6 protein-coding genes are annotated in these 11396 nt (G+C 50.8%); all 6 read left to right on the top strand.

What is annotated here, in order from left to right:
* Positions 1-137: 137 nt before the first annotated feature.
* The 6 genes from GmarT_RS05485 (at position 138) to GmarT_RS05460 (ending at position 11367) form a co-directional block, all read left to right on the top strand.
* Positions 138-1214 carry an AAA family ATPase gene (locus GmarT_RS05485; RefSeq protein ID WP_002645900.1) on the top strand — a complete coding sequence of 359 codons (1077 nt, stop codon included), beginning with the start codon at positions 138-140 and terminating at the stop codon, positions 1212-1214.
* Complete coding sequence (locus GmarT_RS05480) at positions 1204-2091, top strand: DUF58 domain-containing protein (RefSeq protein WP_002645901.1); 888 nt, start codon at positions 1204-1206, stop codon at positions 2089-2091. Before GmarT_RS05485 ends, GmarT_RS05480 begins: the two co-directional genes overlap by 11 nt.
* Positions 2092-2142: 51 nt before the next feature.
* On the top strand, positions 2143-4410 hold the full coding sequence (locus tag GmarT_RS05475) for a BatA domain-containing protein (RefSeq protein WP_002645902.1): 2268 nt from the start codon (positions 2143-2145) through the stop codon (positions 4408-4410).
* Positions 4407-6860 carry a vWA domain-containing protein gene (locus tag GmarT_RS05470; protein ID WP_002645903.1) on the top strand — a complete coding sequence of 818 codons (2454 nt, stop codon included), beginning with the start codon at positions 4407-4409 and terminating at the stop codon, positions 6858-6860. The genes GmarT_RS05475 and GmarT_RS05470 overlap by 4 nt, the downstream gene beginning before the upstream one ends.
* 66 nt (positions 6861-6926) lie before the next feature.
* A complete protein-coding gene (locus GmarT_RS05465) occupies positions 6927-9386 on the top strand; it encodes a hypothetical protein (RefSeq protein WP_002645904.1) in 2460 nt (819 codons plus the stop codon).
* 196 nt (positions 9387-9582) lie between these two features.
* Positions 9583-11367, top strand: a complete 1785-nt coding sequence (locus GmarT_RS05460) for a hypothetical protein (RefSeq protein ID WP_002645905.1) — start codon at positions 9583-9585, stop codon at positions 11365-11367.
* Positions 11368-11396 lie beyond the last annotated feature (29 nt).

The raw sequence follows: 11396 nt of genomic DNA, 5'->3' as shown, positions 1-11396 counted from the left end.
GGTTACCGCAGATTGGCAGGAAACCCCTGTAATTTCTTGATTTATGGTCGCAAAGTCCTGCCACAGGTATTACGATAGAGTTTACGGAACTTTCTGCGCCAAGCAGTGTTTACCTTTGTAGAAAGGTGTGAAAACGGATGTCGGAAGTGAAACAAGATACCTCTGACTCTTCTGAGTTTGAAATCACTCAGGAGTCAATTGATAAACTGAGCTCTGCGTACCGACAGATCCACGGGCAGATCTCAAAAGTCATCGTGGGTCAGGATGATGTGATTGAGCAGTTGCTGATTGCCTTATTCAGCCGAGGGCACTGTCTGCTGGAAGGGGTTCCCGGTCTGGCGAAAACCCTGATGATCAGTACGCTGGCCCAGACACTTTCCATGTCGTTCAGCCGCATCCAGTTCACCCCGGACCTGATGCCCGCGGATATCACCGGAACCGATGTGCTGCAGGAGAACCGGGAAACGGGAGAACGGGAGTTTCGCTTCATCCCGGGTCCTTTATTCCATAACGTGGTTCTGGCGGATGAAATCAACCGTACGCCTCCCAAAACTCAGGCCGCGCTGCTGGAAGCGATGCAGGAACACCAGGTGAGTGTCGGTCAGACCCGCCATCTGCTGAATGATCCCTTCTTTGTACTGGCGACACAAAACCCGATTGAACAGGAAGGCACGTACTCACTGCCAGAAGCACAACAGGACCGCTTCATGTTCAAGGTTTATGTCCGGTATCCTTCCTTCCAGGAAGAACGTCAGATTGCCCGGCAGACGACATCTGATTCCAAAAATACAATCGAACATGTATTGAATGCAGTCGATGTCCTGGAGATTCAGAAGATTGTCAGGCAGGTTCCGGTCTCGGATCATGTGATTGATTATGCCCTGGCTCTGGTCCGACAGACCCGCGTGAACGAACCGGGTACCCCCGAGTTTGTGAACGAATGGCTGAGCTGGGGCGCAGGACCGCGTGCCGTTCAAAACCTGTTGCTCGGCGGAAAAACACGTGCGTTGCTCAATGGTCATACTCACGTCTCGACAGAAGATATCAGTGCCCTGGCTGCACCGGTATTACGACATCGAATCGTGACCAATTTCTCTGCTGAATCGGAAGGGATTACCTCGGATCGTGTGATTGAGCGATTGATTGAAGAGACACCGTCTAAGGAAGGCGAACTGACCAGTGACCCAAGATTACAGAAAATTTTTGCTGCCTGAGGCAATCTCTCGCATTTCCCGTCTGGAAATTCGAGCACGCACGATCGTCGAGGGGTTCCTGTCGGGTTTACACCGCAGTCCCTTCTTCGGGCAATCTGTCGAATTCGCTCAACACCGGGAGTACGCCCCCGGTGATGATGTGCGAAATATCGACTGGAAGGTCTGGTCCAAAACAGATAAATACTACATCAAGCAGTATGAGGAAGACACCAACCTGCAAACCACACTGCTGGTGGATGTCAGTGAGTCCATGCAGTTCGGAACCGGTCCGTTATCTAAATATGAATACGGCTGTACGGCAGCGGCGGCCCTCGCATTTCTCCTGCTCAAACAGCAGGATGCAGTAGGGATGGTCACTTTTGACGACGGAATTCGCAACCGCGTTCCCGCGTTAAGTAAACGAAATCACCTGAATGCTCTGCTGACGGCGCTGGCCTCTGAAAAACCAGCAAAAAAAACTGACATTTATGACGTATTGAAAGAAGTGGCAGAAACGCGCTCGCAAAAAGGCACAATTATCCTCATATCCGATTTATTCGTTGACAGAGAGAGTCTGTTCAAAGGATTACGTCTACTGCAGTATCGCGGTCATGATCTGATGCTGCTGCATATCCTGGATGACCAGGAACTGGATTTTGATTATAGCGGAACAACACGATTTGAAGGCATGGAAGAAGCGGGAGAACTGGTGTGTGACCCCCGTTCTTTACGGGACGGTTATCTCAAAGCCATGCATGAATTTTTAAATGAAATCAGAAGACGTTGTGCCAAAAATAAATTTGACTACCAGACAATCCGGACCAGCGAATATCTCGATGCTGCGTTGGCCCACTACTTGAATCATCGCATCGGAATGCAGCAATCCATCCGACAATAAACGAAACCAAATCCCCCGATTCTCTCCAGCCTGTAACAGACGATTCGACTTATGGAAGCATGGTTAACTCAACATTTTGTGAATTCCGCACTGGTCTCGACCGGCGCTTTGATGATTGCTGCGCCGATCATCATTCACCTGATTAATCGCTTCCAGTATAAACGCGTGCAATTTGCTGCAATGGAATTTCTGCTGCAAAGCCAGCAGACCAACCAGCGTCGCGTGCTGATCGAACAGCTCCTGCTGCTGTTACTGCGTATCATTCTCATCATCTGCCTGCTGCTGTTAATCGGCCGTCTGATATTGGACCCCACTCAGATGTCGATGTTTCACGGTGCCAAATCACATCATGTGATTGTGCTGGACGACAGTGGCTCCATGCGGAATGCCTGGGGAGAACAGACGGGCTTTCAAGAAGGTCTGCAGGTCATTCGTAAAATTGCCTCTGAAGGTGCCAATCGTCCCAATACGGAAAAGTTCTCTTTGATCGTTCTGTCGCGCGCCGATGCACCCCTGTTTCTACAGCGTGATATTAATGAAGAGCTGATCAACGAACTGGACGCCAAACTCTCCAACCTGAACTGCTCGCACCAGAGCCTGGATTTGAACCAGGGTCTGGAAGCAGCCGTCGACCTGTTGAACGAGGATCGGGCCATCATCAAAACGCTCCACCTGATTTCTGACTTCCGTAAATCGGACTGGCAGGAAAAGAAAGGGGTCGCCTCGACGATCGAAAAATTAAGCAACAGCGATACGGCAATCAACCTCATCAAAACGGTCCCCGATTCTCAATCCAATCTGGCAATCACCGAACTCTCGGGGGCGACAGAAGTCGCTGCCGTGGATGTGCCGCTCCGACTGAGGATCAGCCTGAAGAATTTTGGAGAACAGGTCGCCGAAGACGTGCGCGTGTCTGCGTTTGTCGATCAGACGAAGCTTCCAATGAGTATCGTGTTTGATAAAATCGAAGCAGGCAGTGAGATCTCACAAGACTTCGACGTGGTTTTCAACAAACCCGGGCTGCACGAGATCAATGTCAGCCTGACAAACGACGCGCTGGATGGCGACAATGAGCGGTATATGGCTATCAATGTCAAACCCTCCAACCCGGTCCTGATTGTTGACGGCAACCCCTCCGGCAACGAGTGGATGTACATCCAGACGGCGATTGCACCCGATGCTTCGACGACCGGATTTGCTCCTTCTGTAGAGAATGTCGACTATCTGCGCAGACATCCTCTCAGCCAGTTTAAAAATATTTATCTGCTGAATGTCGCAGAACTGCCTCTGGATGCCGTCGCCGCTCTGGAGAAATTTGTCTCTGACGGAGGCGGCCTCATCTGGTTTGCAGGTCCTTCCCTCCAGCCTGCTTTTTATAATGAAAAGCTCTATAAAAATGGTAATGGTCTGTTTCCTGCTCCCCTGGAAATGTCTACGCGTGAGTTGCCTGTCCGGGAATCGAGTACCACGGTGGATCTGAATGTCAGTGACCACCCCCTCTTTTCTGTCTTTGCCGGCCAGGATAATCCGCTCATCGAAGCGGTGACGATTTCACGTTACTTCCCCATCTCTGAGCAGTGGCTGCAGACCAAGGCGGAGAAAGCATCGGGTGTGAATGTGATCGCGACGCTCCGTAATCGGGCCCCGCTGATCCTTGAACACAGGCTGGGCAAAGGTCGCATCATTACCTGTCTGACGTCGGCGGGTCCTGTCATGACGAATGAGGGAGAGCCCTGGAACACCTGGGCATTCAACCCCAGCTATATCGTGTTCCAGCTGGAACTGCAAAAATACCTGGTACAATCCCGCTCGCATGAGCAGGCAGAAATTGTAGGCGCACCGATCCCCTTTTCCCTCGATGCTTCACGGTTTTCAGATGAAATTGAAATCCAGACACCTGTGACGCAGGGAGGGCGAACCATTCGCCTCAAAGCATCTCCTGAAGAGCAATCGGATACCGCGGGCAACAGTACTCTGCAACTTGTAACTGCCTATCGGGACACAGACCAGCCTGGCGTTTATACAGTTCAGCTGAAGCAACAGGACCAGACCATTGAGCCCCGCATGTATGCCTTCAACTTCCCCGTTTCGGAAAGTAACCTGGAACTGGCTACGACCGATGAGCTCATGAATGAGCTGGGCAATTCAAAACAGATTCAGATTCAGGAACCGGGTGAATTCCAGTGGATTCAAGGCCAGGAAGCAGGTCGAGAAATCACCAATGCCATTTTACTGATCCTGTTCGTGTTATTGATTTGTGAACAACTGCTGGCCTATCGTTTAAGTTATCATCCTAAAACAGCGGGTGCCGCCGCATGAGTTATTTTGCTTCCCTTCCAGCATCACTGATTCTGGCTGCCGACGAAACGACCGCGTTTCGTTCGATCGAATACGATACGCCCTCCTCAGGCTGGGGATGGCTGCTGCTCCTGGGTGGGTTGGGACTGGTACTGCTGTTATCGTTCCGAACAGTCTGGAAAGACTCAATTCAACTCCCGCTGTTCTGGCGCTGCTGGCTGGCAGTATTGCGACTGGGCGTATTAGTCGCTTTGATTGCCATTGTTTTTAATCCGCATGAACGTACTCAGAAAATGTCGTTTCGCCCTTCCCGGGTCGCGGTACTGGTCGATACTTCGCTTTCCATGAGGCACCCGAATCAACTGGTGACGGCAAATACAAGTTCGCCTGCCAGCCGCAATGTTGCCTCCCGCATGGAAGCAGTCGAAAAACTTCTGGCAGATTCTCCCCTGATCAAGGACCTGCAGAAAAATCATCAGGTCAGTGTTTACTCCTTTGATAAAACCTTAGTCGGCCCCCTGCATGTGTTCCCGAAACAGGACTCGCCTGAGAACACTGCGAAACCGGCTTCAGAGGCAGAGACCAGCATTCCGGATCAACCTGACTGGAACACACTGCTTCAGCCCCAGGGTCTGGAGACGCGCCTGGGAGAACTGCTGGGACAGCTGATTCGTGAGATTAATGGCTCCACGCTGTCTGGAATAATCATCGCCACTGATGGGGCATCGAATGCCGGTATAGACTTACTTTCTGCCAATGAAGCGGCAAAAGAATCAAAAGTACGACTGATTCCCCTGGGGCTCGGCAGTCCGGTTCGTCCGGCGAACATCCAGATTTCCAAAATCATCGCTCCCACTGATGTACAGTTCGGGGATGGTTTTGAGATCACCGCCATCGTGCAGGCCGTCGGTATGCCTGGGAAAAATATTACCATCGAACTGCTGAGAAAAGTTCCAGGCGAAGCAAAACCAGCCATTGTTGAAACGCGAGATGTCCTGCTGCCTACCGAAGACAGCCTGCCACTCGATATCAAATTCGAACGCACCCCCGCTGAAGAAGGTGAAATCAGTTATGTGGTTCGTGCTCGGGGCAATCAACTGGCGGGCGATGCCAATGCCATGGACAATGAACTGGCACATTCCGTCAATGTATTCAGTCGCCCCACACGCGTGCTGGTCATCGCCGGTGGCCCGATGCGGGATTATCGCTTCGCCCGTACCATGCTCTACCGTCATCCATCAATCCAGTCTTCGGTCTGGCTACAGTCTGCCCCTCCCGGGGTTTCACAGGATGCAAACGAACTGTTGTATGAATTTCCTGAACGGGCAGACCTGTTTGAATACGATGTGGTCCTCGCGTTTGACGTGAACTGGGAACTGCTGTCCGCAGAACAGATGCAGAATCTGAATGAATGGGTCTCATCAGCAGGCGGCGGAATCGTGATGGTGGCCGGCGACGTTTACACGCCTAAACTGGCCCAGGAAAGTGAAAAATACCAGTCTATTCTGGATCTGTATCCCGTGTTTATCAACTCCTTCGTTCGCGACTACCTGGATGAAGAGGCGACACAGATTCGCAGGATCGAATGGACTCAGGCCGGCCTGGATGCCGGCTTCCTGATGCTGACCGACGATCCGGCAACTTCCCGGCAATTATGGGAAAACTTCCCTGGTATTTATCGGTGTTATCCCTCAAACGGTGCCAAAGCTGCTGCGACGGTTTATGCCCACTTCCCCGACCCGAAAACTCAGACGGAATTTGGATTCTCTATCTTGATGGCGTCTCAGTATTATGGCGAAGGTCGCTGTTTCTATCTGGGCAGCCCGGAAATGTGGCGGCTGCGCTCTGTGGAGGAAGATTACTACGACCGGTTCTGGACGAAGCTCATCCGGAATATTGGACAGGGCCGCACGAAACGGGGTACGAAACGGGGTACGCTCATTCTGGAACGGGATGAATATGTTCTGGGACAGACCGTCTCTGTCCGAGTCAGACTGCTCGATCCGGAATTCAAACCCCTCATCCAGGAATCCGTGCCTATGGAGGTCATTGATCCACGAGGCAGACCCCTGGTTCCCAATCTACTGCTCATGCAGGACCGGAATCGACCTGGCGAGTATGTCGCCAGTTTCCGTGCCGGCCTGCCTGGTAAATATCGATTTGAAGTCACGGTTCCTAATTCCAAAGGTCAGGTTGTTGACGGAAATCTTATGGTTCTGCTGCCGCGACTGGAAGATGAATCGTTGAGTCAGAACGTGAAAGGACTCAAGGAACTGGCCCGCGATACCGGTGGTCAATACCTCGCTCTGGAAGAAGCAGAACAGATTCCTGCCCTTCTGCCTGACCAGGGAGAAGAATTCCTGGTTGACGAGAGGCTGAAGACACTCTGGGATCAGGCCTGGGTCTTCTTCCTGCTCGCAGGTCTGCTGGCTGCGGAATGGCTGACCAGAAAATTATTTAAACTGGCCTGATTAATCGTACAATATGTCTGTTGTCCCATAATTGGACTTTGTTGAAATATCAGCGTGAATAAACGAATGAACGAACCTGCCAAATTATCGATCCCTCAGGAAATTACCGATTTACTCAATCGGCTACGGGGCAAAATACGCAGATATATTCTGCTGGAAGGTGCAGCCAAACTACTCGCCACGGCAGGACTGATATTCTGGATCAGCTTTGTGGTTGACTGGGGTTATTTCCGACTCAGCCATTTTGAGTTACCTGTCTGGTTTCGCGCCTCGTTTGTATTAATTTCATTGACAACAATCCTGATTCTGTCAGGTACGTTTATCCTGTTCCGCCTGATGACAAAAATGAGAAAGAAAGCACTGGCTCTCGTACTGGAGCGTCGCTTTCCTGAGTTGAATGACCGACTGGCAACGGCGATTGAACTGCACGAATCCAACGAACCGCAAAATGCCTTAACCCGCGCCATGCTGGAACGGACCGTCAAAGATGTCGCACGCGGCAGCAGTCAGCTTCCCCTGGAAGATGTCTTTGACAAACGTCCCTTGCGCAGGGCATTCTTCGGTGCCCTGATTCTGTCGGTTTCCATCCTGATTCTGGCTGTCGTCAATCAGCCCGCGATGGCCCGCTGGGCAAAAGGCTACCTGGAATTAAAAAATGATTACTGGAACCGCGAAACAGGACTGGTCGTCAAAGTAATCGCCCAGCCGGGAGACCGCATCCGCGAATTCCAGGACCAGACATACAAACATGGTCTGGGAAATGACCTGACACTGTTAGTGGAAACCGTCGAGGGCAAAAAGTCCCCGGAACGCGTGCAGTTAACCTATCGCATGCAGAATGGTCGAGAGGGAGGCCGAACCGTCATGTCGCGACTGGGCGAAGGTCGCTTCAAACATACGATTACGGACGTTCTGGACGGAATGCAGATCTGGGTCTCAGGCAATGACTATACCAACCCGGAACCCTATCTGATTGAAATTGTGGAAACCCCCACTTTGGATCAGATCCAACTTGAATGTCGCTATCCGGAATATACAGGTTTAAACACAGTTGATCCCGAGACCGGCATATCACAGCCTGATCTCCAGACCGTGCAGGGAACTCAGATCGCGCTGCCCGTCAACACAGACTTTCAGATGGTCTCCACAGCCAACAAGCCGATCACCCGGTTTTCCCTGGAAACAGATCAGCTGAAAATACAGCTGGAACCAGCAGCGACTGCAACTTCATCCCCAAAGTCAAATTTCCTCGCCTGGAAAAACTCTCAGGGAGAAATTGTAAAGCAGACCAGTTTCACGCCTGCTCAATTAGAACAGATGTGTGGCTCGGATCATCAGGTTTTTCGAGTTCCTTTCACCTTGGTTTCTGAGAATCAAAAGACATCATCCTCCGGGATCCCTCTCCCCATAGATCAGCCGATGCGGATCTACCTGGAAGACGAAGACGGACTGCTGGTGACCGAACCGATTCGCCTCAGCATTATGGGTATCGTTGATCAGCCGCCTAAAATTGATACTCGCCTGACAGGGATCGGCAAATCGATTACCCGCAAAGCGATGATTCCCGTCGAAGGGAAAATCACAGATGACTATGGCATCCAGTCGGCTCGATTTGATTTTCTGGTAGACGAAGATAAAAACTTCCGCCTTCGACCGTTTCGTTCCAAACCTGCGGAACGTCCCAAAGAATTTACCTTACAGCGAAATGAAAAAGAGACCTGGGAACGTTTTGATGTTCTGCCTCTGGATTTAAAAGTCGGACAGAAACTCAGCCTGACGGTGCATGCGGAAGACGCAGACAACCTGAGTGGCCCTCATCAGGTACATGGCGAAACCTACCATTTTGAAATCGTGACCGATGAGGAATTACTCTCGATCCTGTATTCAAAAGAGCTGAATTTGCGCAAGCGATTTGAACAGATTTTCAAAGAAGTCACGCAGACACGTGACGAACTGAAAGAACGCGTCGCGCAGGTTCGCGAATCTCAGGCAATCACTGAAAAACAGAAACAGGGGCAGACCGACCCTGCCTGGGAAGCAACATTACTGGAAAATCAGAGTGCCATCGCCGTTTCGGCGGATCGATCACTCTATGGAACGCGAAAAAATGCGACCGAAACAGCATCCATAGTGGAATCATTTCATGATATTCGGGAAGAGCTGGTGAACAACGGGGTCGCCACCGCGCAGATTCTGGGACGCATCGATGACAAAATTCTCAAACCCCTGACGATGATTCATGAACAGGATTTTCCAGATGTCGACCAAAGACTGGGACTGTTCCGGCTGGCAATTGAACAGAACAGCAACCCTCTGACCGAAATCCAGACCAGCATTGATCTTCTGGATTCCATGCTGGTTCGAATGCAAGGCGTTCTCAACGAAATGCAGGACTTGCTGGAGTTCCATGAAGCCATCGAAATGCTGAAAAATCTGATTGAACGAGAAAAAGAATTAACTGAAGAGACCAAAAAGTATCGCAAAAACAAGCTTCTGGACCGTCTCAAAGGATTGGGATTGGAGTAAATCAAAAAAACGCACCAATACCTGCGAAAACCGAGCCTCACGGTTTCCGCCACCCTTAACCACTGGACACAAAAACACGCTTCGATCCTCGTCCCCTACTTGATATAATACTTTGTCCGTTTAACTCTATGCGCGCCGCACAGATAGACGCCCAGGCAATGGTTGCATTCCCTTCCTCAACAGTTCTGAGAACACTATGAAAACTTTGGCAGAAGCAACATTTAAGTGGAATCGTCCAGGGACTTTCGTTCTGCTGTTCTTACTGACCGTCTGCTTGTCAGGTCAGAACGTCAGCAGAGCCCAGGAACCCGCGTCTTCAAAAAATGCCACTTCCCCCCAGACAAATAAGAGTAACCTGTCCGACAGACAGGAAGCCATCTCACAACAGTTCAAACGCTTTGAGTCAACGCTCCACGATCTCGGCGAATATATGAAAAAGACAGATCCTGCCCGGGCGGATCTGCTGTTTCGTGCCTTTGGTCAAAGCAAACAGAATCAGATGACTGTGGAAATGCAACGCGTTCTGCAGATGCTGGATAAAGGCCAGCTGGGTGATGCCGTGGAACGCCAGGAGAACCTGTTAAAAAACATGCAGAATCTTCTCGCGTTACTTCAAAGTGAAGACCGCATGAGTGAAGTCGAGAAAGAAAAGCAGCGCATTCAGGATCTGCTTAAAGATGTGAATCGCCTGATCGGCCAGGAACGGGACGTGCGTGCTGCGACGGAACGGGGGGGAAAGCCTGCCGACTTAACAGAGAAACAAAAGAAGGCAGCGGAAAACGCCCGAAAGCTGGTCGACAAAATCGAACAACAGGATACTGCAAAAAACGACTCAGAGAAGTCTGATCAGGATACCCAATCTGATATGGATCCCCAATCATCAGAGAAAAAGGAAGAGGGCCAACAGAAAGATCAGAAGTCTCAGGAAGGTAAATCCGATTCGAAGTCGGATGCCGACTCCAAAAAATCTTCAAAATCTGAGTCCCAAGGCAAACCTCCCGAAAACGGTAAATCAGATCCTGATCAGAAAGGGTCTGAAGAACAGAAGTCTGATCAACAGTCTGGGGAACAGCAGCAGTCACAACAAAAGCAGCAAGGTCAGCAGGGGAAACCACAGGAGGGAGAAAACCAGCAATCCCAGGAACAGCAGCAGCAGAAGAAGACTCCGGGCCGGGAACAGATCGAACAGGCACGCCAGGAAATGGAAAAGGCGATTGAAGAGCTGGAGAAAAAACAGAAAGATGCCGCCTCCCGTCATCAGGATGATGCGATCCGTAAATTAGCAGAAGCCAAAGAAAAACTGGAAGAGATGCTGCGTCAGCTACGCGAGGAAGAACGCGAGCTGATGCTGGCTGCCATGGAAGCCCGTTTACAGAAGATCCTGGCGCAACAGAAACGGGTGTATGCCGGCACACTTTCTATCGGCCAAGTCCCCGAAAAAGAACGCACGAGTCGTCATACGGCCCGCGCTGTTCAGCTTTCCCGTGAAGAATCCCAGATTGGTCTCGAGGTAGAAAAAGCGATCCTGCTGATCACCGATGAAGGTTCTTCGGTCGCGTTTAGCGAAGCGCTGGCTGAGGTCCGGGAAGACGTCCAGAATGTGAGTTACCGCCTGAACCGGGTGCAGGTGGATGAACTGACACAGGGCATTGAAAAAGATATTATCAGTTCCCTGGAAGAAATGATCGAAGCACTGCAAAAAGAGATGGATAAGTCAGACGAAGAGAAGAAGAAACAGCAACAGCAGCAGCAACAACAGGGTTCACCGGAAGATCAGGCTCTGATAGATATGCTGGCAGAGATCAAAATGCTGCGGTCACTGCAGTTACGCGTGAATAACCGCACTCGGAGAATCGAAAAGCTGGCATTGGAAGAGGGAGCCAACCAACCCGATATCCTGGAACAATTGCAGAAACTGGCCAATCGACAGACACGCATTCAAAACGCGACCTACATACTGGCAACCGGCAAAAACAAATAAGCGATTTCTCGGAATCGCTGGAACAAAGG

This window comes from Gimesia maris, from assembly GCF_008298035.1.
GTDB classification, from domain to species: domain Bacteria; phylum Planctomycetota; class Planctomycetia; order Planctomycetales; family Planctomycetaceae; genus Gimesia; species Gimesia maris.
This window is presented reverse-complemented; position numbering and strand designations above follow the sequence as displayed.